We start from the raw sequence: 22347 nt of genomic DNA, 5'->3' as shown, positions 1-22347 counted from the left end.
GGACCGCCTGTCGACCGGACCGCCTGTCGATCCGCCCCGTGATCCACCCGCCGATCAGCATGCCACCCGGCGCCGACAGACGGCACGAACCGTCCGCCGGCGCCGGGCATCAAGCACGAGGCACCACACAGGTCAGGTCAGATCAGGTCAGGTCACCGAGTGCGCGGGACCTGGAAGTTGAGGCGTTCGCGTACGACGGGGAAGCCCGCCCGGGTGAAGTTCGCGGCCATCGGGAAGTTGCCCTGGTCGGTGGCGGCGGAGACGACCTCCGCCCCCTGTTCGACCAGGAAGTGGGTGCACTCCGCGAGGAGGTCGTAGGCGTAGCCACGCCCTCGCTGGTCCGGCAGGACCCCGATGAAGCCGACGCAGGGGCCCGACGGGTTGTGCACCGGGATGTGGATGCCGACCGGGTCTCCCTGCGGGGTGTGGGCGATCCGCCACCACTCCCGCGGCGACGGGCACCAGTGGAAGAAGTCGAGTTCCTCCTGTGCCGCCTTCTCGACTCCGCCCTCCTCGATGGCGAGCAGGCTGTGGGCGTCCAGGGTGACGGAGTGGATGCGGCGCAGGGCGGCGCGGAAGACCTCGTCGTCCGGTTCGGGGCGGAACACGAGTCGGCCGGGCCGCTCGGGCAGTCCGCATGCGGGTGTCCACCGGTAGATGAAGCGTTCCACCAGAAGTTCGTATCCGGCCCGGCGGGCGGCCTCGAAGCGGGTCTCGGCGGCGGCGCGCACGACGGGGTCCTCGCGCCGGCCACCGGGCAGGTTCAGTTCGAGTTCGACCTGCCAGGGTGCGCTGCGCAGGAGTTCGGCGCCCGCCTCCTCCTCGCCCTCGGCCACGTCGAACCAGTTGATGTTGAGGGGTTCGGTGTCGTCGGGGCCGCCCCACCAGGCGCCGCGCGCCACGACCTCGCCGTCGCGCAGGGCGACCCGCTTCCAGTCGGGGCGGTGCCGGGTGAGCCGGTGCCCCTCACGGGCGCCGAGCGGATCGGGCAGGGCGTCGAAGAGAGAGACGTCGCGCTCGTCGAGCGCGCGGATGACCAGATCGGTCATGAGTATGTCCTTCGGGATGCGTACTGCGTGGAGCGCTCCCGGTCAGACGAAGCACGCCGGGACAACGGAGAGGGAGCGCTGGATAAGGGTGAACTGCACGGCACTCGCCTCCTTCCGTCGGTCTCGGGGCGTGAGGCCTCACCGTACCCCGATCACGCGGTCCACAGGGCCGAATTAAACGCGCGCGGGCCCATGGGACCCGGAAGCCGCCGTCCGTGACATCGAGGTCGACCACTTCGCCTTCTCCGTCCAGGGCCCGGCACCCACGGGGACACGTCGGACGCCGACCCCGTTCCAGGGCGCTTCCCACGCTGCTGCGTCGGCCCTCCGCATGCGCCGCGGGGGCCGACGTAGCAGCGTGGGACGGGTGAACACAGTGCGCGGCCGGGACCGGCGTGGCTGGCTGCGCGGGGCGCCGCCGCCGCTCTGGGTGCGGGTGCTGCCCGCCGCGCTGCTGGTGGGTGTGTGCGCGGCGACCCTCGTGAGCGGTGAGGCGCTCGACATCGGGTTCGTGCTGGGTGCCATCCCGCCGCTGGCCGTGCTGTCGTACGGCCCGGCGGCGACGGCGGTGCTCGGTGCCCTGGTGGTGTCGGTGCTGTTCGTCCCCGCGCTGCGGCTGAACGACCCCGGCAGCACCGACCTGCTCACCGTGTGTTTCGTGGCCGCGCTGAGCGTGTTCGTGTCGTTCGTCCGCAGCCGCCGGGACGCCCAGCTGGTCACCGAGCGGGCCGTGGCCCGGGCCGCGCAGCACGCCGTGATGCCGCCGCTGCCGCCCTGGGTGGGGCCTGTGCGGTGTGCGGGGCTGTATCGGGCGGCCGAGCGCGGGACGCTGGTCGGGGGTGACTTCTTCGACGTGCGGCAGGGGCCCTTCGGGGTGCGTGCGGTCATGGGGGACGTGCAGGGGCACGGGCTGTCGGCCGTCGCGACGGTGGCCTCGCTGCTGGGGGCGTTCCGGGAGGCGGTGCTCGACCAGCCGGATCCGGAGGCGGTGGCCGCCCGGCTGGACCGCAGGCTGGTCCTGGACGCGGCCGGGGTGCCGCACTCGGAGCTGTTCGCGACGGCCGTGCTGCTGGAGTTCGCCGCGGACGGGCGGGCGGTGCGGATCGTGGCGTGCGGGCATCCCGCTCCCCTGCTGCTGCGGGACGGGCGGGTGGTCGAGCCGGCGGTCCCGGTGGGCAGTCCGCTGGGGCTCGGGCTGTCCGGTACCGCGCCGCCGGTCGGCCGCACGGTGCCGTTGTCGCCCGGGGACCGGCTCTTCCTCGCCTCCGACGGGGTCACCGAGGCCAGGGACACCACCGGCGCCTTCTATCCACTGACCGAGCGGCTGGCGGCCTTCGGCGTGCCGGGTGCCGACGACGACCCGGCCGCGCTGGCGTCGCGGGTGTGGGCGGACCTGCTCGGGCACAGCAGGACCCTGCACGACGACGTCACGATGCTCGTCCTGGCTCCCGGGCGTCCGCGGGGGCCCTGAGGTTCTCCTGCTCCCCCTCGGTGTCGATGTGCGGGAGGAACCGGTCCAGCGTGCGGGGTGTCCACCAGGCGTGGTTCCCGAGCAGGGTCATCACCGCGGGCACCATCAGCAGGCGTACGACGGTGGCGTCGATGAGCACGCTGACCGCGAGGCCCAGGCCCAGCATCTTCACCACGATGTTGTCGCTGACGACGAAGGCCGCGAACACGCTCACCATGATCAGCGCGGCGCAGGTGATGACCCGGGCGGTGATCTCCAGGGCGTGGGCGACCGAGGCCTTGGCGTCCCCGGTGCGCAGCCAGGCCTCGTGGACGCGGGACAGCAGGAAGATCTCGTAGTCCATGCTCAGCCCGAAGATGATCGCGAACATCATCATCGGCACATAGCTCTCGATGGGCACCTTTCCGGAGACGCCGAGCACGGGCCCGCCCCAGCCCCACTGGAAGACGGCGACGACGACACCGTAGGACGCGGTGATCGAGAGGACGTTGAGGACGGCGGCCTTGAGCGCGACGAGCAGGCCGCGGAAGACGACGAGGATGATCAGGAAGGACAGGGCGACGACCACGCCGATGATCAGGGGCAGCCGAGCGGCGACGATGTCCCGGAAGTCGACCTGGGCCGCGGTCGTCCCGGTGACATAGCCCTTGGCGTCCGTGCCGGAGACCGCGTCGGGCAGGGTGTCGTCGACCAGCCGGTTGGTCAGGTCGGTGGTGTCGGCGCTCTGCGGGGACTTCGCGGAGTAGACCGTGGCGATGAGGACGTCGCCGTCCTTGGTGGGGGTCAGCGGGGTGACCGTGGTGGCGCCCGCGACGGCGTCGAGGGTCTTCTGCGCCTGCGCGGAGAGGGTGTCGCGCTGTGCGGACGGCACGGAGGTCTGGTCGATGACGACGGTGAGCGGGCCGTTGGAGCCCGGCCCGAAGGCGTCGGTCATCAGGTCGTAGGCCCGCCGGTCGGTGAACGACCTGGGGTCGGCGCCGTCGCCGATGTGGCCGAGCTGGATGGACAGCACCGGGAGGGCGAGGACCACGACGGCCGTGACTCCGGCGGCCAGGTAGCGCCACGGCCGCCGCTCGACCCGCTGGGCGTAGCGGTGCCAGGTGCCCTGCGGTGTCTCGCCGCCGGCGGCGTCGGTCTCGGCGACGGGGCGCCGGACCCGGTAGCGGTCGATGCGGGTGCCGATCAGGCCGAGCAGCGCCGGGACCAGGGTGAGGGCGCCGAGGGCCGCCGAGACGACGGTGACGGCCGCGGCCAGCCCGAGTTTGCCGATGAAGCCGACGCCGGACGCGGACAGCCCGGCGAGGGCGATGATCACGGTGCAGCCGGAGACCAGGACGGCCCGGCCGCTGGTGGCGGTGGCGTGCCCCGCGGAGCGCACCGGGTCGGCGCCGTCGATGAGTCCCTGCCGGTGACGGGTGATCAGGAAGAGGGCGTAGTCGATGCCGACGCCGAGGCCGATCATCGTGGCCAGGGTGGGCGAGACGGTGGCGAAGGTGAACGCCGCGGCGAGCAGGCCGAGACCGGCGAGCCCTCCGATGACGCTGATCAGCGCGGTCAGCAGGGGCAGTCCGGCCGCGACGACACTGCCGAAGCCGACCAGCAGGACGACGATCGCCACGCCGAAGCCGATCAGCTCGCTGACCCGGTCGTCGGCGGCGGGCCGGGCCAGTTCGCCCAGCGGACCGCCGTACTCGACGTCGGCTCCGGCGGCGCGCAGCGGCTCGACGGCGTCGTCGACCCCGTGCAGGTAGTCGTCACCGAGGGTCGAGGGCTGTACGTCGAAGCGGACGGTGAGGTAGGCCGTCTTCCCGTCGGACGAGAGCGGGCCGACCTTCGACGACTGGCCGGACAGCGGGTTCTGGACGGCGAGGACGTGCGGCAGTTTCTGCAGGTCCTCGACGGTGGTGGACATCTGTGAGGTCAGCGAGCCGAGGGACTTCTGCCCGTCGTGCAGGACGATCTGGCTGCTGTAGCCGCCCGCCGCCGGGTCGTGGCTCTTCAGGACGTCGAGGCCCTGCTGGGACTGTGCGCCGGGAAGGGAGAAGTTGTCGGAGTAGGTGCCGCCCCGGGTGTGGTTGAGGACCTGCAGCGCCGCCAGGGCGACGAGCCAGGCCACGATCACGATCACGAAGTGGCGTGCGCACCACTCCCCCAGTCGCCGCAGTCCCCCCGGAGCGGCGGTTTCCCCTCCCGCTTCGCTGGATCCCGTGGGTGACATGGGCCTGGTCTTCCTGGTCGGCCGGGTCGTCCGGTCCCCCCATTAGACGCCCGGGTGATCGCCCGGGCATCCCGGGCCGGACGGGCGTTCAATGGTGGTGTCGGGCCCGGTGCGGGAAGGCCGGGGCCGTGCACCCGATCCGGATCCGAGGAGCTGCCATCATGCCGACGTCACAGCCCGACGCGACCGGGCCGGCCGAGGACCGTGCCACCCCGGACGCCCTGCTCCACACCCGCACCGGCACGGACGTGTCGCCCGAGGACGTGGTGCTGGCCGCCGGCCGGGACCTCACCCCGCGCAACCTGGAATGGGCCCGCCGCAAGCTGGAGGCGGAGGGGCCGGCCGCACTGGAGAAGCTGCTGCCCTAGCGGTTTCGCCCGGGCAGTTGCCCGGGCGCCCTATCGAAGCGGGCACCGGGACTGACAGACTCCCGAGGGTGCCCGACTTCGACATGCTCGTCATCGGATCAGGTCCCGGCGGCCAGAAGGCCGCCATCGCCGCGGCCAAGCTCGGCCGCCGGGTCGCCGTCGTCGACCGCCCCGACATGGTCGGCGGCGTCTCCATCCACACCGGCACCATTCCGTCCAAGACCCTGCGCGAGGCGGTGCTGTACCTCACCGGCCTGACCCAGCGCGATCTGTACGGCCAGAGCTACCGGCTGAAGGAGGACATCACCGTCGGCGACCTCACCGCGCGCACCCAGCACGTGGTCGGCCGCGAGGTGGACGTCATCCGCAGTCAGCTCTCCCGCAACCACGTCTCCCTGTTCGCCGGCACCGGCCGGTTCGTCGACGACCACACGGTGGCCCTGCGCGAGGTGACGGGCCACGAACGGCTGCTCAGCGCCAAGCACATCGTGATCGCCACCGGCACCCGGCCGGCGCGGCCCGACAGCGTGGAGTTCGACGGGCGGACCATCATCGACTCGGACAACGTCCTGGCCCTCGAACAGGTGCCGCGGTCCATGGTCATCGTGGGCGCCGGTGTCATCGGCATGGAGTACGCGTCCATGTTCGCCGCCCTCGGCAGCAAGATCACGGTGGTCGAGAAGCGGGCCGGGATGCTCGACATGTGCGATGTCGAGGTCGTGGAGTCGCTCAAGTACCACCTGCGGGACCTGGCCGTGACGTTCCGGTTCGGGGAGACGGTGGCCGCGGTCGAGCGGCATCCGCGCGGCACGCTCACCGTGCTGGAGAGCGGCAAGAAGATTCCGGCCGACGCGGTGATGTACTCGGCGGGACGACAGGGCCTGACCGACGAACTCGACCTGGACAAGGCCGGGTTGGCGGCGGATCCACGCGGCCGCATCACGGTCGACGAGCACTACCGGACCCAGGTGCCGCACATCTACGCCGTGGGTGACGTGATCGGGTTCCCGGCGCTCGCCGCGACCTCGATGGAACAGGGAAGGGCGGCGGCCTATCACGCCTGTGGTGAGCCGGTCGCGCAGATGCACAACCTTCAGCCGATCGGCATCTACACCATCCCCGAGATCAGCTTCGTGGGCCGGACCGAGGACCAACTCACCGAGGACAGTGTGCCGTTCGAGGTGGGCGTGGCCCGCTACCGCGAGCTGGCCCGGGGTCAGATCATCGGCGACTCCCACGGCGTGCTGAAGCTGCTGGTGTCCCCCGAGGACCGCAGTCTGCTCGGGGTGCACTGCTTCGGCACGGGCGCCACCGAGCTCATCCACATCGGCCAGTCCGTGATGGGCTGCGGCGGCACGGTCGACTATCTGGTCAACGCGGTGTTCAACTACCCGACGCTCGCGGAGTCCTACAAGGTCGCCGCCCTGGACGCGACCAACAAACTCCGCCTGATCGACCGGATCGGGGACTGAGAGCCTGAAGGTCTCGTCCTCAAGCGGCTTAACGGAGTGCGGTGTTCGGCGACCTCGGGAGGTTACTTCCCAGCCGATCCCGGAAGGTCGAAGAGTGCCGCTATCATCACACGCACACGCGGTGTGACCGTCCGTCCACGCAGCGACCGCACGGTATCCGCCATCCCTGCTTTTCCACCGCCCCCGGCGCGAGGCCACCCTTCTCCCGCCGGGGGCGGAGCAACCCCCCACTCTCCAGCGCCGCCCGGGCACCACCGTCCTCGCGTCGTGCACGACGGAAAGCAGCACAACCATGAGCAACTTCAGGGGCCGAGGGCTGCAGGCCAACGCCCTCGGCACGTTCGACACGGTGGTGATGGCCGTCGCGGGCAGCGCCCCGGCCTACTCGTTGACCGCGACGACCGCGGTTCTGGTCGGCGCGGTGGGCCTGGCGAGCCCCGCCGCCCTGTTGTACTGCGCGATCCCGATGCTCGGGATCGCGCTGGCGTTCAGCTACCTCGGCCGCATCGACGTGAACGCGGGCGCCAGTTACTCCTGGGTGGGGCGCACGCTCCATCCCTTCCTGGGCTTCCTCAGCGGCTGGGCGCTGGTGATCTCGACGACCATCTTCATGGTCGCGGGTTCGCTGCCGGCCGGGTCGATGACGCTGTCCCTGTTCGACGAGCAGCTCGCGGAGAACACCGCGCTGTCCACGGCGGTCGGCGCGGCCTGGTTCCTGGTCATGCTGTCGGTGGTCCTCGGCGGGGCCCGGCTCACCGTCCGGGCGCAGCTCGTCATGTCCGGGGTGGAGCTGGCCGTCCTGGCGCTGTTCGCCCTGCTCGCCGTCTTCCACAGCGACAACGCCCGGGCCTTCGACTGGTCGTGGCTCGGCTTCGGCCACTTCGACGGTGTGGCGGGCTTCGCATCGGGTGCGCTGATCGCCGCGTTCTACTACTGGGGCTGGGACGTCACCAGCAACCTGAGCGAGGAGACCCGCAACAGCCGCCGCACGACGGGGCTCGCCGGCCTGATCGGCCTCGGTGTCGTCTTCCTGCTGTTCGAGGCGTTCACCATCGCGGTGAACGTGATCCTGTCCTCGCCGCAGATCGAGAGCAACGACGCCAATGTGCTGGCGGTGCTCGGCGAGGAGCTCTGGCCGGGCTGGGGCGGCAGGCTGCTGGTCGTGGCGGTGATGCTGTCGACCATCGCCACCCTGGAGACCACCCTGATCCAGGTCACGCGCTCGCTGTTCGCGATGGGCCGCGACCGGACGATGCCGTCCGCGCTGGGCCGGGTCCACCCCCGCTGGAACACCCCGTGGGTGGCCGTCGTGGTGGTCGGCACGGTGGCGGTGACGATGCTGATCGCCTCCAACGCCCTGGGCACGGTCGGCGACATCCTCTCCGACGCGATCTCGGCGATCGGTCTGCAGATCGCCGTCTACTACGGTCTGGCCGGGCTCGCGGCGGTCGTCGCCTACCGCAAGCTGCTGCTGAAATCGGCCGCGAACTTCTTCTTCGGCGGCGTCTGGCCGCTGTTCGGCGCCCTGTTCATGTTCTGGGTGTTCGTCGAGTCGCTGAGCGAGCTGAGCGGCGCCGCGATCACGATCGGCATCGGCGGTCTGGCCGCAGGTCTGGTCCCGATGCTCTGGTACTGGCACCGGGGCAGCGACTACTACCGGCCCGCGAAGCTCGACGCCAGCCGTACCGTCGAGACGGACTACGTCCTCGTCGACGGCTCGACCACGCACTCCCGTGCCTACGAGGGTCCGTCCACCGACTTCTGAGGGAGACCCCGATGGCGCGAGACCGCTTCGCTCCTGATTTCGATCCCGACTGCGGGGACAGTGCCCTCAGTTCCTCCAAGCACGACATCGTGATCGGCCGCTGGCAGGGGCTGCGCGACCTCCTGCGGGTGACCGGCCCGGACTGGCTCGCCCGCGGACACCGGGTGCGGACGCTGGCGCAGGCCTGTACGGGCAGTTCGACGTCGGAGTCGTGGCTGGCCGCCGAACCGCACGGCGCCGACGCGATGGTGCTGTACGCGGCGACCGAGACGGCCCGGGCGTTCAACCTGGCCATCGCCGCGGGCCGGGGCGTGCCGATCGACCGGCGCCGCGTCGACGCGGCGGTCACGGCGTGTCTGCGCGCCGCCGACTCGTACCCGGACGACCCGACGCCGTGGATCTCGCTGATCTCGGTGGCGCGGCTGTACGAGTCCGGGGTGCGCCGGCAGGAACTGGCGCGCTGGTGGGACGAGTTGCACGGCCGGGACCCGTACAGCGTGGAGGGCCACCTCCAGGTGCTGCACTACTACGCGGCCCGCTGGCACGGCTCGCACGGCCTGATGTACGACTTCGCCCGTGACGCGGCGGGTGTGGGGCCGGCCGGCTGCGCACTGCCGGTGCTGGTGCAGTACGCGCGGGTCGAGGAGTTCCGGCACTCCCAGGAGGCGGTGGAGGGAGGCCGCCGGGCGTCGGTGGGTCTGGGCCAGCACTGGACCAACGACGGCGCGGTCGGCGACATACGGCGGACCTGGCAGCGCTGGATCATGGGACGGACCCGGGACGTGATCGAGCCGGGCGAGCTGCGGGACGTCAACTACCTGACGCACGCGGCCTGTTGCGCGGGCCTCGCGGATGTCGCCCCGCCGCTGCTGCGGATGCAGGGGCGATGGGCCACCCGGACGCCGTGGTCGTACACCGGGGAGCCGGAGAAGCAGTTCGCCAAGTGGCGCAAGGAGTTCAAGCTGCGCACCTGACCGGGTCCGGGAACCCGGAGGGCCTCAGGAGACCCGGGAACACGGAGTGCTCCGTACCGTCCGGGGCGGGACGGTACGGAGCACGGTCGTGGGGTCGGCGCCCGCTCGTCAGCAGGTGCGGCCCACGTAGTGGGCGCCGTTGATCTTGCCGGCCGAACCCAGCCAGGTCTCGCCGGGGTAGACACAGCGCTCGTAGTCGGGCGCGAAGGCGACATCGACCTTGATGACCACGTGGGAGCCGTCGGAGGTGCAGTGGTTGTAGAAGGCGTCCGAGCCCGTCTTGTAGAACCCGCAGGGGTTCGCGGCCGCCGGGGTCGCAGTGGTGGTCGCCACTCCCAGGGAGGCGACCACGAGGGCGGCGGCACCGAGGGCGTTGGTGAACAGACGACGAGTACGCAAAGGAATCTCCTTGGCCGGTGAAGGGGGGATCGGACTGCCGCCCCAGGATGGCCCCTGCCTCCGCCGTCGTTGATCACCTGCCGTGCCCGTTCACCCGGCGAATCGTTCTGTCACTGGGCCACTGGGATGATCTTGCCCGGTTCGCCTCGTCAGGAGCGCGCCCGGCCCTCCTCCGCCCGCGCCGCGAGGCCGGCCGTCCACTTCTCCTCGATCCGGGCGAACCGCCACACGCCCAGGGCGATGATCCAGGTGGCGACGAACAGGCCGACGATGGCGAAGCCGAGGACGCCCAGGTCCAGGCCGGCGATCCAGTCCCAGAACACGCCGTGCAGGCCGAGCCTGTCGGCGAGCAGGCCGAGGAGTTCGACGGTGCCGATGAGGAGGGCCACGGCGACGGACAGACCGGTGATGGTGAGGTTGTAGTAGACCTTCCGGACCGGCTTGGAGAACGCCCAGCCGTAGGCGAAGTTCATGAAGGTGCCGTCGATCGTGTCCAGCAGGGACATGCCGGCCGCGAACAGGACGGGCAGGCACAGGATCGCGTACCAGGGCAGGCCGGAGGCGGCACCCGAGCCGGCCAGGACCAGCAGGGCGATCTCGGTGGCGGTGTCGAAGCCGAGGCCGAAGAGCAGACCGAGCGGGTACATCTGCCAGGGGCTGGTGATCGACCTCATGACGCGGCCGAGGAGCCGGTTCATGAACCCGCGGCTGTTGAGCTGCTCCTCCAGGGCGGCCTCGTCGTAGTGGCCCGAGCGCATCCGGCGGAACACCTTCCAGATGCCGGCCAGGACCACGAGGTTGATGCCCGCGATGACGTACAGGAAGGTCCCGGAGACCGCCGTGCCGATCAGACCGGTGACGTCGTGCAGTCGGGAGCCGTCGTCGCGGACCGGCCCCGCGAGGGCCTTCACCCCGAGCGAGAGCAGCAGGGCCAGGACGAAGACGACACTGGAGTGGCCGAGCGAGAACCAGAAGCCGACCGACAGCGGCCGCTGTCCCTCGCCCATCAGCTTGCGGGTGGTGTTGTCGATCGCCGCGATGTGGTCGGCGTCGAAGGCGTGCCGCATGCCGAGCGTGTACGCGGTCACGCCGATGCCGATACCGAAGGACTTCTCACCGATGCTGTAGTGGTGCGGCGCGACGATCGCGACCAGCGTGACCCAACCGATCACATGGAGGGCCACGATCACGGCGGTCATCCCGCCCACCCTGATCCACTCCTGCCGCGTCATGGAGCCAAGAACGCGGCGCCGCACCGAGCCCCTCTCGGGGGCGGTCGCGGGGAGGAGGGGCGGAGCGGAGTCAGGGGCGGCCGTCATCGGGAGGAGAACCTTCTTCTGGTCGTACGGCCGCGTCCAGCAGCCTTGTGCCATCCTCCGGCAGCTGCAAGTGATGTGCAGTAAAGCCCGTGACAGGTCTTCCCCACGACTGGGGAAAGCGCCCTGTCACAGGGCCGCGGTCACGCCGTGGCGTACGGCCGTCCGGCCGGCCCCGGCGCTGCTCGACCCTTTCGCGGCTGAGGAAGGACGACGACCCCGGGGTGAAGAACTCCGCTCCCAGCCGCCCGTCGGTGCCGTTCCCCGTCATGGCCCCCTCGTCCGTGAACCGGCCATCGGAGTCCTGCCAGAAGTGGCCGGACGGGAATCCGCCCGCGCGGCAGGCGTCTCACAGTGCCTTGCGTCGGACGAGGATCGCGAGTGTCAGGAGGCCCGGGAGCAGCGGCAGCCAAACGGTCAAAAGGCGGTAGCCGAGCACGGCGGAGGCGGCCGCGGCGGCCGGTGCTCCGGCGGCGGCCAGGGCGAGTCCGAGCGCGGCGTCGAGGGAGCCGAGGCCGCCAGGAGTGGGCAGCAGGGCGGCGGCGCTGCTCGCGGCGAGGTAGAGCAGGGCCACCAAGGCCGGGGACAGGGGCAGCGCGACGGCTCGGGTGACGGCGATCAGCACGAGGGCGTGCAGCCCGGCGGACGCCAGCGAGCCACCCCACAGACAGGCCGCGCGGCCCGGTCGGGCGTGGACGGCCGCGATGTCCGCCAGCACCGCGCCGAGGGCGCGGCGGCCTCGGGGCCGGCGCCGGACGCCGAGCAGGACGGCACCACCGAGGGTTACGCCGACGACGGCCGCCCCTCCGCCCCAGCCGGGCGGCACCCGCAGGACGCCCGGGCAGGCGGCGGCGAGCACGGCGATCAGGGCGGCCTTCGCGAGCCCGCCGGCGGTGGCCTTGACCGCGACAGCGGTCGCCGAACGCCCGGCCGGCAGCCCGCACCGCATGAGGAAGCGGAGGTTGACGGCGCCCGCGCCGAGCCCGGCGGGCAGCACCTGCCCTGCGGCGCAGGCCGCGAACTGGGTGGCGACGAGCCGCCTCCGGGGCAACCGCCGGAGCACGGCGCCCTGCAGGGCGAGCGCCGAGCAGCACCAGGTCGCGACCGCGGCCGTGGCGCCGGCCAGCAACCAGCCCTGGTCGGCCACGGCGAGCCGCAGCGCGCCGGTCTCCAGCACGGACCAGTGGCGCCGGACCAGCCAGAGGGCGGCTGCCAGGGCGCCGAGAGCCAGGACGGTCGGCCAGTAGACGCGCCCGCGGGCGGGGGCGACGACGACCTGCTCGGACGTCATACGACCGGTCCGCCTCGCCGCTCACCGACGACCATGGCGTCCGTGCCGTGGGTCATCGTCCACCCCTCACCCGGTGTTCGTCGTGGTGCTTCCCGGGCCCCGCGGCCGGTCACGCCGTGGGTGATTCCGGGGAAAGCATGGTCAAAATAACCCGCTTCGGACCGGTGCGCAGGGCGCCGCTGGGCCAGGTGCCTGAAGGCCCCGGGCGATCAGCGGGTACGTCGAAGGGGGTGCGGGCGCCGGCGTGCGCGGTCCGATGCCAGTCGTGCGTAGTCCGTGTCAGTCGTGCGGGAACGAGTGGTGTTCGTGGGCCATCAGCCAGTGGCCGCCCTGCGGCCTCCCCCGTGCACCAGACTGCCCCGCGAACCCGAAGTCATCGACTCGGCGCCGGATGGCACACTCGGACGCGTGCCGCCGACCTTCGACGACCTCCTCCGCCGCGCCGACGCCCTCACCCGCCACGGCCACCGTGCGCTCCTCGGCATCGCGGGCAGCCCGGGCGCGGGCAAGACGACGCTCGCCGAGCAGCTGGTACGGGCCCTCAACGGCGCCGGTGAGCCGTGGGTGGCGCACGTTCCCATGGACGGCTTCCACCTCGCCGACGTCGAACTGGACCGGCTCGGCCGACGTGACCGCAAGGGGGCGCCCGACACCTTCGACGCGGCGGGATACGCGGCACTGCTGCGGCGGCTGCGTCTCCAGGAGCCGGACGGCGACCTCGTGTACGCGCCCGGCTTCGAACGCGTGCTGGAACAGCCGATCGCGGGGGCGATCCCGGTGCCGCCGACCGCCCGGCTGGTAGTGACGGAGGGCAATTACCTGCTGCTGGACACGGACGTCTGGGCGCGGGTGCGGGGCGAGCTGGACGAGGTGTGGTTCTGCGAGGTCGACGAGGAGGAGCGGGTACGTCGACTGGTGGCCCGGCACGAGGAGTTCGGCAAGGGCCCTGACGAGGCGGTGGCCTGGGTGCTGGGCTCCGACCAGCGCAACGCCGAGCTGGTCGCGGCGACCCGGGAGCGGGCCGACCTGGTGGTGCGGGGCGCCGTGGGGTGGCCGGATGGGGTCGGACATCACCGTGCCGGCGGTGGACCGGGAGCGGTGGGAGCGGACGCCCGCGGCTGAGCGGGAGGACGTGCCGCACGAGGCCGCCTGTCCCGAGGGCGACTTCGGCACGGCCGCGGAACCGGAGGCGGGTTGAGGGTTCCCCGCTGCGCCCGGGTTCCGTGGAGCGGCGGTACGGGTTCCGCGGCGCCCTCGGTCGGTACCAGCCGCACTTCTGGGCGACGGAGGGCTGGGGCAGGGCCCGGGAGGTCGTCCCGCCGGCGCTGGGCGAGCGCCTCGACGCCTCTCTGCCGGGCCTGTTCCGGTGGGGCGTGGACGGGGACGGCGGGGAAAACAAGGACGGCGAACCGGAGGCCGGGCACTTCCGCTCGGACGCCGAGCCCTGGCGCCCGCTCCGGGCACACGTCCGTCCGCCGCCCGTCGTGGCCGCGCTCGGCACCCACTGGGTCCGGACCGAACCGCTGCTCGAAGAACCGCGCGGGATCCACGACACCCGCGCCTCGCAGCCACGGGGGCGGGTGCCGGACGTCGACGCGGTCGACACCCTGGTGCGTCAGTGGGCCGAGGCGGTCGACGGGACCGCGCGGCGCGACTGGGGGCTGCCCGTCCGACACGGACGGCCCCGGGCCCGAGGGTCCCTCAGCGGCGCAGTGACAGCGTCGGTTCCGCGTGCGCGTCCTCGGCACCGAGGACCGCCGTGAAGGAGTCCGTCCGGATGGTCAGGCCTGCCTCGTCCCGCTCGACGGACACCGTGAACGGCTCCTCGGTTCCGTAGCGCACCGCGAAGACATGCAGGTCCTCCGGTGCGTCCGGGACCGGACCGGCCTCCAGGGCCGACGAGGCGACCAGGTGCCGCCAGCCCGCGTCCGGGTTGCCGTAGCCGCGCGGGTCCTCGGCGAGGGCGAACGCGGCCTGCTGCTGGGTGAGCTCGGCTCGGGTGTCGAAGAACTCCGCGCCCTCGCCGTCCGGATGGGTCAGGCGCAGGGTGCCCGCGGAGGACACCGCCGCGTGTGCCGTACGCCGGACCTGGTCGCCGTCGTCCTCGGCGTACGGCAGGCCGGCCAGCAAGTACGGTGTCCCGTCGAGGCGTTCGACCGCGACCGTCGTCCACAGGGTGGTGCCGTCGGTGACGTACAGGGAGCGCACCCGGCGCAGGACGTGGTCGCGGCCGACGACCGGCTTGGTGACCAGTTTGGCCGTGAGGCCGTCGGCGCGGACGTCGCGGACGCGGACCTGGCCCATGGGGCGGCAGAACAGGAAGCCGTCGGTGACGGGGCCGAAGCCGTGCTGGCGGTCGACGGCCGCGGCCAGGCAGTACGTGCCGGCGGCCTCGATCACCGCCGGGGTCATGTGGTCGTCGAAGGCCACCGAGACCGTGCCCGCGCGCAGTTGGTGCCGGGTGGCCGCCGGGGACGGCTCGCGGTGCCAGGGCGTGGTGTCCTGGATCTGCCAGACCAGCATCCACGCGAAGTGGCCGTCGACCCCGCCGTCCGCCTTCACCGCGTGCCGGGCCCAGCGGCTGTCGCCCCGATAGCGGCCCAGGTCGGAGCCGATCCGGGCGCCGAAGTAGCGCAGGCCGAGGACCGACTCGAAGGCGGAGTGCTGCTCGCTGTAGCGGGGGCCGCCGTTGTCGAAGCCGCCGCCGGTGAGGCGGGCGTCGAGGTAGCGGGCCAGCGCGTCCCCGTCCTCGGCGAACACCTCCTCACCGCTGACCAGATGGGCCTGGGCCAGGAACGACAGGGAGATCGGGCCGTAGTTGTTGTCGTAGGCGCCGCCGTGCTCGGGGGGCAGCAGGGCACCCCGGTCGCGGACCCGGTGGGCGCGGATCTCGTCGGTGTACAGCTGGAGCGCCCGCGCGCGGACCGACTCCCGCTCCGGGGAGGGGAGATGGCGGGCCAGCATCAGGCCGCCGACGACGCAGCCGATCGCCTGGTTGCCCGCCTCCTGGGGGTTGAAGAAGGTCGCCCCGGTCAGCCAGCTCCAGTAGCCGCGCGCCGTCTCCACGAGCCGGGTGCGCTGCGCGTCGTCGACGAGGCCGTCCGCCGCGTCCAGCACGTTGACGGCCTGGAGCAGCGCCCACACCGTGCTCGGCCAGTCGCCGATCGGGTGGGCGCCCGCCGCGAGGGTGTAACGGGCGTACGGCAGCCGGGAGTCGCGCACCGTGAGGTTCGGGTAGCCGGGGTTGTCGTCGACGTACACCCGCTCGTCCAGGTGGAAGGCGAGGCTGCGGCGCACCGCCTCGGGCAGGCGGGGGTCCTTGGTGCGCTGCCAGGCGAACGCCAGCAGGGAGGTGATGCCCAGCGAGGTGTCGCCGATGTCGTCGACGCAGTCGGGGTGTTCGAGGTTTCCCTCGGGCGTGATGCGCGCGAGGGCCTGCTCGATGACGTCGGCGAGGACCGCGTCGTACGCCTCGGGGCTGTCGGGCAGGTCGTGCAGGGGGCCGCGCTGGTGCGTGAGGTGCACGGGAGGGGACGTGAGGTCCACGGGGATCAGCCCTTCATGCCTGGGACGGCCATGGCGTGGTTCGTCGGGGTCACACGACGGGGGCGGGCCGGCGGGCGCGCAGCGCGACGGTCAGGGTGTGCGGGCCGAGTCCACCGATATGGACGCGGTTGCCGGTCGTCGCGTCGGTGCCGCCCACCACCGTGTAGTCCTGACCCGGGTCGTACCGCAGTACGTCGCTCCGGTCCGGCCCGGCGAGCGGTTCGCCTGCCTCCAGGGCGGCCTCGACCCGGATCTCGTCGTCACCGACCCGGTAGGTCATCGGCCCGCCCGTCAGGCACCAGCGGTCGTCGCCGATCGGTAGGGCGCCCTCAAGCACGCCGCCCGGCCGGAAGGTCAGTTCGAGGGCCCAGGGCACCCGGGGACCGCTGATGTCGATCCGCAGGTCGGCGCCGTCCTCCCGCAGGTCCACCTCGACACGGGTCGTGTGGGAGACCTCGTCCCGAGGCCGGTCGGGGAAGGCCATCGAGGCCGAGAAACGTCCGTCGTCCACCAGCCGGTAGACGCCGTCGTCCCGCCTCTCGTCCTTCGGGAGCGGCTGGTAGTAGGCGGCCGTGAGGGTCTGGGTGAGCCGGTACCGGTTGTCGGCGGGCCGTCGCATGTCGGCGGCGCGGAACGGGCCCAGGTCGAAGAAGCCCCGGGAGAGGCGGACGGCGTCGAGGACGGCGTCGCCGGCGAACAGGCGCAGGAAGGTGGGGTTGCAGGCCAGGCCCGAGCGGATGCGCCGGTGTTCGGGCACGTCGGAGCCGCCGTACACCACCGTGTGCGCGGTGGCCGAGGCGCGTGCGGCGAGGCCTGCGGTGGAGAGGTACCGATCGCGCGGAAGTGTCTGAGCCGCCGGAGCCGGCAGGGGGCGGCACAGGTCCGGGGTGAGGAGGGTCTCGGCGAGCAGGTCGGGGTCGTCGACACCGCCGGCCGCCGCCAGTCGCGCCGCCCGGGCGAAGTCGCCCCGGCCGGTGCGGATCGCGAGCAGCCGGTAGTGCGGCAGGTAGGGCGCCAGCGGGAACGGGTGGTTCTGGTCCTGCCGTCGCGAGTGGACGGTCTCCACCGTGCCGTCCGGCCTGATGAGGTCCAGGGTGGTGGCGAGATTGCGTTCGACGGCGTCCAGCAGGTCGGCGCGGCCGAGCACGCCGGCCAGCAGCAGCAGCGACGGGTTGGACACGTGGGCCGCGTAGTTGGCGCTGCGTTCCGAGTACAGGCCCTCCGCGTCGATGTCGACGCCCTCGGAGAGCCACTCCTCGACGCGGTCGAGCAGCCGGCCGTCCGGGAAGGACCGGTGCAGCCGGGCCAGCGCCGCGCACAGCTCCCAGCGGTGGTTCGGGGTGTGCACCCCACCGGTCAGGAGACTGCCGGTGGTGGCGCCGGCGATCTCGGCGAGCGCGGCCGTGACCTCGCTCAGTTCCGGCCCCCCGCCGGCGGCGAGGACGTGGGCGTCGCACACGTCGTTGACGGTGAAGCCGGAGTCCGGCGGCGACTGCACGTTGTCGCCGCCGGCGAAGAGGCCGCTGGTGGTCTGCGCGGCCCGCAGGGCACGCAGGTGGGTCATCGCGGCGGCGACGGCCCGCCCGCTGCCGTGCAGTGCCGAGTCCGGGGACCGGTAGGCCGCGACCAGGGTCTTCACCCGGCGTGCCAGACCACGGTGCGGCACACCGGCGGGGTCCTCGTCGGGGCCGGCCGCCAGTGGGACGGCCGTCCGGTCGGCGGCGTCGGCCACCGCGCGGACGAACTCGTGGTCGAGCACGGTGGGCACGGTCAGTCCTTCAGTCCGGCGTTGATGTCGGCGCTCATCACGTAGCGCTGGAAGACCAGGAAGATGGCGATCAGGGGGATCATGGAGATCACCGACGCACCGAGCAGGACCGACCAGTTGATGTTCTGCGCACCCACGATGCTCTGGATGCCGATCTGCACGGTGAACTTGTTCGGGTCGTTCAGCATCAGCAGCGGCCAGATGTAGTCGTTCCACCGCCACTGGAAGGACAGGATGGCGAGGGTCAGCATGATGGGCCGGGAGATCGGCACCATGATCCGCAGGAAGATCGACAGTTCGCGGGCGCCGTCGATGCGTGCCGCTTCCACGAGTTCGTCGGGAACCGTCAGGAAGAACTGGCGGAACATGAAGCATCCGGTCGCGGTGAGCACGGCCGGGAGGATGATGCCGGCGAACGAGTTGTAGAGGCCGAGGTTGCGGACCACCAGGAACTCGGGGGCGAGCATGACCTCGGACGGCAGCATCGTGGTGGCCAGGATGCAGATGAAGAAGGCCTTGAGCCACCTGTTGTCGTACTTGGCCAGCGCGTACCCGGTGCAGCAGCTGACTCCCACGGTGAGGATCGTCGTGATCACGCACACGATGGCCGTGTTGATGAAGTACTGGGAGAAGTTGGCACTGCGCCACGCGGCCTCGTAACCCGACAGGGTGGGGTTGTGCGGTACCAGCGTGAGCGGATACGAGAACAGGTCGCTGGCGGGCTTGAGGGAGCTGAGGATGAACCACAGCACCGGCAGCCCGTACAGGCACGCCAGGATCCACAGCAGTGTCGTCGCGGGCACCGCCCGCCGGAGCCCACCGCTGCCCGCCTTGTAGGGCCGATTCTTGGAGACGGGCCGTCCGGCGTCGGCGTCGACCGGGCGCGGCATGTCTGTGGTTGTCATCGGTTCTCCACCCGCCGGTTGACGATCAGCTGGATGATCGCGACGGCCATCAGGATGAGCATGAGCGCGAAGGACGCGGCACTCGCGTAGCCGATCTGGCCCCGTTTGAAGCCGGTCTCGTAGATGTACTGGACCAGCAGGTTGTTCGACGTTCCGGGTCCGCCGTTGTTGAGGGCGACGAACACCGGGTATTCCTTCATCGCGTTGATCGTGTTGAGCAGGATGACGATGAACGAGGTGGGCGCGATGCTCGGCAGCGTGATGCTGATGAACTGGCGCCAGGGGCCGGCGCCGTCGAGCGAGGCCGCCTCGTAGTACGACACCGGCACGTTCTTGATCGCCGCGATGAACAGCAGCATCGAGAAGCCCGTCCAGGCCCAGGACGCCGCCATCACCACCACGATCAACGACAGGTCCGCGTTCGACTGCCACGGAACGGCACTGCCGCCGAGCTTCTCGATGACGTAGTTGACCAGTCCGAAGTTCTCACCGAACAGCCATCGCCACAGGACACCCACGACGATGGGCGACAGAAGCCACGGGATGAAGAAGATGACGCGGGCGACCGACGCGCCCTTGGCGTGCTTGCTCACCAGCAGGTTGGCGGTGAGCAGCGAGACCGCGAAGTTCAGCGGCACGAAGAGCACGGCGTACAGCAGCGTCCGGGTCAGCGCGTCGTAGAAGGTGGAGTCCCCGAACAGGTTGTGGTAGTTGTCCAGTCCGATGAACTGGAACGCCCCCACCCCCGTGTAGTTCGTGAAGGAGTAGACGAGCCCGATCACCGCCGGCCAGACGAAGAACAGCGCGAAGAGCACGACGTTGGCCGCGATGAGGACCAGTGGCGCGAGGGTGTAGGTGCTGCGTCTCCTGCGCGGGCTCACGGACACGTCCGAGGCGCGTTTTGTCATCTTCCTGACTCCGTGCTGTGGAATGGATTGCTGTGGGCTCACGCCATGAGCCCGCCATCACGTGGCGTCCACGGGCCGGGCGGCGGTGTACCGACCCCGCCGCCCGGCCCGGTCGGCCTACGATCCGCCGCCGACCTGCTGGTTGTAGCCGGCCACGATGTTCTCCAGGGCCTTGTCGGCCGACTGCTGGCCGTTGATCGCCTTGCCGAGCTCCGTCTTGGTCGGGTCCTCGGTGAGGCTCTTGCCCTTCAGCACCCACTTCGTCTGCGCGCTGTTGAAGTACCCGGAGATCGGGGCGTAGAGCGGGATCGACTCGTTGTAGAGCTTGAACGCCGCCTGCGCCGCCTCGGACTTGAAGGGGTACTTCGGGTTCAGACCGCTCTCGACCGGCAGGAACCCGGACGCCTCGCACAGCGCCTGGTAGTGGGCCGGCTCGTACAGCCAGGACAGGAACTTCGTCGCGGCACCGGCCGCGTCGGCGTTGTTGTTGAAGCCCACCGTCATGCCGCCGCTGTTGACGTCACTGGCCTGTACCGGCTGGGCGGGAGTCGGGACGCTGGCCCAGTCGAACTTCTTGATGCTGTCCGCGAAGGCGGGAACCTGCCACACGCCGGACCAGTAGGCGACGACGTCACCGCTCTGGAACATGGCCGACGGGTCGGCGCCGCTCGTCCACACCGACTTCGGCATGGTCTTGTCGTCGTTCCATCCGACGAAGGTGTTCACGGCCTTCTTGGTCGCCGCGTCCACCGAGAACGTGCCGGAGGAGTCCGCGTGGACGTACTTGCCGCCCATCTCGTACACCATGGCGCGCAGCCGGGACGGCGACTGGTCGAACGTCAGGGAGTACTTGGCGCCGGTCTTCTCGCGGACCTTGTTCGCCGCGGCGATGAAGTCGGTCCAGGACCAGGTCTTCTGGGGCGAGGCCGGGACGGAGACGCCGGCCTTCTTGAAGAGGGTCTCGTTGATGAACAGGCCGGACGCGGTGACGTCCGAGGGGATGGCCAGCACCTTCCCGGACGAGTCCTTGGCGAGGAAGTTGGCGTTGATCTTGTTGGTCTTGTTGTTGGCGATGGACTTGAGGTCGATCAGCTTGTTCGACCAGATCGGGTCCAGCGCCGGGACGGCCGCCACGTCGGGCAGGGAGTTCGCCTGCGCGGCGTTGTGGAGCTTCGTCGCGTAGCCGTCGTAGGGGATGTTGACGAGCTTGACGTTGACGCCGGTTTCCTTCTTGTACTGCGCCACCATCTTCTTCCAGCCCGCGTCCTGCCCCGGAACCGTGGAGATCCAGAACGTCAGCGACTTGGAGGTCCCGCCCGAGTCGGATCCCCCTCCGCAGGCGGAGAGCAGCATGACGCCTGCCGAGGCCACGGCAGCGAGGGGAACCAGGCGGCGGATGCCGCCACGGCCGAGTCGGCGAGAGCGCCGCACACCTACAGTGGTCATCTTCGATCCCTTTTTCGTCGTAGGGGACGGGGCACGGCGCCGACCGAGGCGGCACGGGTGCATTTTGTCAGGAATGTTCGCTTTCCGAGGGCGCGGCCTCGCCCGGCCGCGTCATCCACGCGGGGCTGGCTCCCCGGCCGTCATGGCCGTCACCGCACGGGCACGCCCTCGTGCGGTTGCCGTACGTCGAGTACAGGCGGGACGCTCGCCCCAAGTCGGCGTCCCGGCCGACTTAGAAAGCGCTTGTCCGGACATTGGCAGACCGAGTCGGAGGCCGTCAATCCTTCGCTCGCGCGGCTTCGGTCACGGTTTGGACTCCCCGGGCGACCGCGAGCCGGGAAGCGCCCACGACCGTGCCGAGATCGCCCACCGTGCTGCTGACCACTTCGGTGGGCCAGCTCAGCCGGGCCAGCTCGGCCCGCACACCGGGCACCACCTGCGGGTCCGCGCCCGTGCTGCCGCCCAGCACGATCAGCCCCGGGTCCAGTACGGCGGTCACGGCGGCGGCCAGGCGCCCCACGTCGGTGGCGTGCCGGCCGATCACGGCACAGGCCGCGGCATGGCCCTGACGTGCCAGGGCGAAGAGCTGCTCGGCGGTGCCGGGGCAGGGCCCGTCACCGGCCGGCCAGGCCTCGGCCGCTCTGAGCAGCAGGGAGCGGGCACCGATGTACTCCTCCAGTGCCTCGTGGCGCGGCTCGCGGCCGTCGTCCCAGGGGTAGGGCAGCCGGGCCAGCTCACCGGCGGCCCCGTTGGCTCCGCGCAGCACCTGGCCGCCGACCACGATGCCGAGGCCGATGCCCACGCCGATCCGCAGGTAGCCGAAGATGTTCCGGCCCCGGGCGGCCCCCTCGTGCAGTTCCGCGAGCGCGGCGCAGTTGACGTTGTTCTCAAGGTGCACGGGGACGCCCGGCGGCAGCGCGACGGCCATCGCGTCGAAGACCGGGCCCGCCTTGGCGGTCGCGGGGCGCTCACCGGTGCCGTCCTCGTGGGCGGTGACGTCGCCGACGGCGACGACGATGCTGCGCAGCGGAGCGTCGTCGGGCAGCGCGGCGAGCGCCTCGCGCACCACGTCCGCGGCCTCCTGCCGGGACCCGGCGGTCTGGGCGAGCAGGGTGCCGTCCAGGGCGCAGCCGCGTACTCGGGTGAGGGCGGGGCCCAGGTCGACGGCGAGGGCGGTGCCGGCGGCCGGCCCGAGCCCGTAGACGGCGGCGGAGCGGCCCGTGCCGCCGGAGGCGGTGCCCCAGTGGGCGGCGAGCCGGGCGCCCTCCAGCTCGGCGACGGCGGAGGACACCGTCGGTTTGGACAGGCCGGCCAGGCTCGCCAGCTGGGGCCGGGTCGCGGTGCCCGCCCCGGCCAGTACGGCGAACACCGCGCTCGCGCTCTCGGTCAGGCGTGGGGCGTTCGCCACGTCGTGTTCCACAGTTCTCCCACACAGGTCGAGGGCCGTGCTC

General features: G+C 71.5%; 18 protein-coding genes. 7 read left to right on the top strand and 11 right to left on the bottom strand.

From position 1 onward, the window contains the following. Nucleotides 1-152 precede the first annotated feature (152 nt). Nucleotides 153-1049: a GNAT family N-acetyltransferase gene (locus tag ACZ5VD_RS32330; RefSeq protein ID WP_468551470.1), complete on the bottom strand. Its 897-nt coding sequence runs from the start codon at nucleotides 1047-1049 to the stop codon at nucleotides 153-155. Between the two features lie 331 nt (nucleotides 1050-1380). Here ACZ5VD_RS32330 and ACZ5VD_RS32325 point away from each other — a divergent pair, with 331 nt between their 5' ends. Beyond that, the gene (locus tag ACZ5VD_RS32325; protein WP_468551469.1) at nucleotides 1381-2520 is read left to right on the top strand and encodes a PP2C family protein-serine/threonine phosphatase; all 1140 of its coding nucleotides are present in this window, start codon (nucleotides 1381-1383) and stop codon (nucleotides 2518-2520) included. Here ACZ5VD_RS32325 and ACZ5VD_RS32320 read toward each other — a convergent pair. Next, nucleotides 2477-4738, bottom strand: a complete 2262-nt coding sequence (locus tag ACZ5VD_RS32320; RefSeq protein WP_468551468.1) for an MMPL family transporter — start codon at nucleotides 4736-4738, stop codon at nucleotides 2477-2479. The two genes, ACZ5VD_RS32325 and ACZ5VD_RS32320, sit on opposite strands and share 44 nt — an antisense overlap. Before the next feature lie 161 nt (nucleotides 4739-4899). On the opposite strand from ACZ5VD_RS32320, the gene ACZ5VD_RS32315 reads away from it, so the two are divergent. From ACZ5VD_RS32315 to ACZ5VD_RS32300, 4 genes are all read left to right on the top strand, one after another. After that, nucleotides 4900-5106: a hypothetical protein gene (locus ACZ5VD_RS32315; RefSeq protein ID WP_468551467.1), complete on the top strand. Its 207-nt coding sequence runs from the start codon at nucleotides 4900-4902 to the stop codon at nucleotides 5104-5106. A 68-nt stretch (nucleotides 5107-5174) separates the two neighbouring features. Then, the gene (sthA, locus tag ACZ5VD_RS32310) at nucleotides 5175-6578 is read left to right on the top strand and encodes a Si-specific NAD(P)(+) transhydrogenase (RefSeq protein ID WP_468684232.1); all 1404 of its coding nucleotides are present in this window, start codon (nucleotides 5175-5177) and stop codon (nucleotides 6576-6578) included. A 292-nt stretch (nucleotides 6579-6870) separates the two neighbouring features. Beyond that, nucleotides 6871-8343, top strand: a complete 1473-nt coding sequence (locus ACZ5VD_RS32305; RefSeq protein ID WP_468551465.1) for an APC family permease — start codon at nucleotides 6871-6873, stop codon at nucleotides 8341-8343. Nucleotides 8344-8354: 11 nt separating this feature from the next. Further along, on the top strand, nucleotides 8355-9317 hold the full coding sequence (locus ACZ5VD_RS32300; RefSeq protein ID WP_468684230.1) for a hypothetical protein: 963 nt from the start codon (nucleotides 8355-8357) through the stop codon (nucleotides 9315-9317). A gap of 108 nt (nucleotides 9318-9425) precedes the next feature. Here ACZ5VD_RS32300 and ACZ5VD_RS32295 read toward each other — a convergent pair whose 3' ends face one another. The 3 genes from ACZ5VD_RS32295 to ACZ5VD_RS32285 form a co-directional block, all read right to left on the bottom strand. Next, entirely contained in the window at nucleotides 9426-9716 is a 291-nt protein-coding gene (locus ACZ5VD_RS32295) for a DUF6355 family natural product biosynthesis protein (RefSeq protein WP_468551463.1), read from the bottom strand. A 149-nt stretch (nucleotides 9717-9865) separates the two neighbouring features. Continuing rightward, nucleotides 9866-11035, bottom strand: coding sequence for a Nickel transporter NicT (gene nicT, locus ACZ5VD_RS32290; protein WP_468551462.1), 1170 nt, complete (start codon nucleotides 11033-11035; stop codon nucleotides 9866-9868). A gap of 346 nt (nucleotides 11036-11381) precedes the next feature. Next, nucleotides 11382-12323 carry a lysylphosphatidylglycerol synthase domain-containing protein gene (locus tag ACZ5VD_RS32285; protein WP_468551461.1) on the bottom strand — a complete coding sequence of 314 codons (942 nt, stop codon included), beginning with the start codon at nucleotides 12321-12323 and terminating at the stop codon, nucleotides 11382-11384. A gap of 408 nt (nucleotides 12324-12731) precedes the next feature. Between ACZ5VD_RS32285 and ACZ5VD_RS32280 the strand changes: the two genes are divergently transcribed. Continuing rightward, nucleotides 12732-13445, top strand: coding sequence for a nucleoside/nucleotide kinase family protein (locus ACZ5VD_RS32280; protein WP_468551460.1), 714 nt, complete (start codon nucleotides 12732-12734; stop codon nucleotides 13443-13445). 101 nt (nucleotides 13446-13546) lie between these two features. Continuing rightward, a complete protein-coding gene (locus ACZ5VD_RS32275) occupies nucleotides 13547-14086 on the top strand; it encodes a hypothetical protein (protein ID WP_468684228.1) in 540 nt (179 codons plus the stop codon). Here ACZ5VD_RS32275 and ACZ5VD_RS32270 read toward each other — a convergent pair. From ACZ5VD_RS32270 to ACZ5VD_RS32245, 6 genes are all read right to left on the bottom strand, one after another. Then, on the bottom strand, nucleotides 14025-15848 hold the full coding sequence (locus ACZ5VD_RS32270; RefSeq protein ID WP_468684269.1) for a hypothetical protein: 1824 nt from the start codon (nucleotides 15846-15848) through the stop codon (nucleotides 14025-14027). The two genes, ACZ5VD_RS32275 and ACZ5VD_RS32270, sit on opposite strands and share 62 nt — an antisense overlap. A gap of 70 nt (nucleotides 15849-15918) precedes the next feature. Next, a complete protein-coding gene (locus tag ACZ5VD_RS32265; protein ID WP_468551459.1) occupies nucleotides 15919-17637 on the bottom strand; it encodes a hypothetical protein in 1719 nt (572 codons plus the stop codon). A 2-nt stretch (nucleotides 17638-17639) separates the two neighbouring features. Beyond that, nucleotides 17640-18542: a carbohydrate ABC transporter permease gene (locus ACZ5VD_RS32260; protein WP_468551458.1), complete on the bottom strand. Its 903-nt coding sequence runs from the start codon at nucleotides 18540-18542 to the stop codon at nucleotides 17640-17642. Further along, nucleotides 18539-19450: a carbohydrate ABC transporter permease gene (locus ACZ5VD_RS32255; protein WP_468551457.1), complete on the bottom strand. Its 912-nt coding sequence runs from the start codon at nucleotides 19448-19450 to the stop codon at nucleotides 18539-18541. Before ACZ5VD_RS32255 ends, ACZ5VD_RS32260 begins: the two co-directional genes overlap by 4 nt. Nucleotides 19451-19567: 117 nt before the next feature. After that, nucleotides 19568-20896 (bottom strand): extracellular solute-binding protein, encoded by a 1329-nt coding sequence (locus ACZ5VD_RS32250; protein ID WP_468551456.1) that lies wholly within the window; start codon nucleotides 20894-20896, stop codon nucleotides 19568-19570. 277 nt (nucleotides 20897-21173) lie between these two features. Beyond that, a complete protein-coding gene (locus ACZ5VD_RS32245) occupies nucleotides 21174-22304 on the bottom strand; it encodes an ROK family transcriptional regulator (protein ID WP_468684226.1) in 1131 nt (376 codons plus the stop codon). Nucleotides 22305-22347 lie beyond the last annotated feature (43 nt).

Source organism: Streptomyces sp. NPDC032822, assembly GCF_055578825.1.
This window is presented reverse-complemented; position numbering and strand designations above follow the sequence as displayed.